The organism is Amycolatopsis sp. NPDC021455 (genome assembly GCF_040640995.1).
Lineage (GTDB): Bacteria > Actinomycetota > Actinomycetes > Mycobacteriales > Pseudonocardiaceae > Amycolatopsis.
On sequence record NZ_JBFACT010000166.1, the window covers coordinates 1 to 1,118 of the forward strand.

Sequence of the window (1,118 nt, forward strand, 5' to 3'; positions counted from 1 at the left end):
ATCTCGGTCACGACCCGGTCCGAAGCGCCCCAGAACATGGCGCCTTCGAAGCGGAACACGGCGATGTGTTCGTCGCCGTCGGCGGCCGGGCCGGGGAGGGTGTCGCGCCGGGCCCGGGCGGCGCGGGCGAGGTGGCGCAGCGCGAAGAACGCGGCGGCGAGGAGGCCGATCTCGACCGCGAGGATGAGGTCGGCCGCGACGGTGACGAGCGCGGTCACGGCGAAGGTGGCCGCGCTGGAGCGGCTGGCGCGGACGACTTCGCGGATCGTGGCGAGCGGCACCATGCGCAGGCTGGTGACGAGCAGGACGCCGGCGAGGGCGGAGAGGGGGATGCGGGAGACGAGCCCGGTGGCGGCGTAGATCACCGCGAGGATCACCAGGGCGTGCACGATGGCGGCGAGCCGCGTGCGCGCCCCGGAGCGGACGTTGACGGCGGTGCGGGCGATCGCGCCGGTCGCGGGCATCCCGCCGAACAGGCCGCTGACGATCGAGGCCAGGCCCTGGCCGACGAGTTCGCGGTCCGGGCGGGTGGGGCCCACCGGCGGGCCGCCGCGGGTCATCGTCGCGGCGACCCGGGCGGACAGCAGGGATTCGATGGCCGCCAGTGCGGCCACGGCGACGACCGCCCCGGCGAGGTCGTGGACCACGCTGAAGCTGAAGTGCGGCAACGTGGGGACGAGGCTGCTCGGCAGGTTCCCGATGCGGGGGACGGGAGCGTGTGCGATCTCCGCGCCGATGGTCGCCACGGTCACCGCCACCAGGGATGCGGGAATTCCGCGGTGCAGCTTCGGCAGGACGAGCATGGTCACGGCCACGACGGCGACCGTCGCCACGGTCCAGGCGGCCGCACTTCCGGCGTGGGCGAGTGCGGTTGCGGCGCCGAGCAGCGGGTTCCGGCCTGCCGGCGCGGTCGTCCCGACGGCGGCGGGGATCTGCTGGAGGAAGATGATGCAGGCGATGCCGAGGGTGAAGCCTTCGACGACGGGCCAGGGCAGGTAACCGACCAGCCGGCCCAGCCGCGCCGCGCCCGCGACGAGCACGACCACACCGCCGAGGATGGAGACCAGCGCCACCGACGACGTCCCGTGGGCGGCCACGATCGGTGCCAGGACGACGGC

Annotated in this window: 1 protein-coding gene; it reads right to left on the bottom strand. The window is 74.7% G+C overall.

Annotated elements, in window-relative coordinates:
* On the bottom strand, positions 1 to 1,118 hold a 1,118-nt coding region (locus tag AB0G28_RS49340; protein WP_361106670.1), incomplete at both ends, for a SulP family inorganic anion transporter.